We start from the raw sequence: 829 nt of genomic DNA, 5'->3' as shown, positions 1-829 counted from the left end.
AAAAACGCTGACAGAGTGCAGCTGTTTTGTCGAGTGGCAAGACGAAAGTGCCTAAATAAAGTATAAATATTGTCAGCACCACACCCACACTTAGCCAGTTTAATTGATTTAATGACATGAACTAGGTGCTCGTTTTGTTAGCAGTGAAAATGACCGAGATTTTGTGGTGATGAGTAAATTATCATCCATTTGTGACGAATTGATTACATTATCAGCAATAAATTACGCCGCTCTTTTTAATATTTCATCCAGCCAGCGCGTTGGTAAAATCCGTTTGAATACAGCAAACAGCTTAGTTGGTGTGGTTCACTCGGTAACGTATTTTCGGTTTCTGACTGGTTAGCGCGTGCAACACTGGCTCAATACAAGACTCGGCAGGTAAGACGAAACTGCTCTTCGAGTTGGTATTCTCTAGGCGATCTTTTTGCGCCAGATAGCTGTCTCTGTGAGGGCTGTTTCAATATCAATCCAATTGCAAAAAGGCTTGCAGCGCGTTGTAACGAAAACGGGTTTCGATTCGGGCCCGGTTCGAGGATGGCAATGTGAATATTCGTGCCATCGAGACTCAAGCCTGAGGGTGTCGCTCCAACCTTCAATCGCGAATTTAGAGGCGTTATAGGCACCGTCGATATTTCATCGCAGCGAATCCTAACACGGAGCTATTTTGCACTAATGCGTCCCTGCTTGTTCTCTCTCATGATCGGTAATATTTCACGTACCAATTGATGCCAAMCCAAAAAGTTGCTTTCAAACTGGGCTCTCAATGCGTCGGTGGGGAGATCCTCCAGTGCACCAGGTTGSCCATAGGCACCATTGTTAAAAAGCCCAT

At 44.7% G+C, this 829-nt stretch carries 1 pseudogene; it reads right to left on the bottom strand.

Annotated elements, in window-relative coordinates:
• Positions 1-222: 222 nt before the first annotated feature.
• Positions 223-829 (bottom strand): annotated as a pseudogene (locus CIK04_RS30050) (SDR family NAD(P)-dependent oxidoreductase); the annotation flags it as partial.

Source organism: Vibrio sp. 03_296 (genome assembly GCF_002265885.1).
Note: the sequence above shows the minus strand (reverse complement) of the source record. Positions and strands in the feature narration are given on the sequence as shown.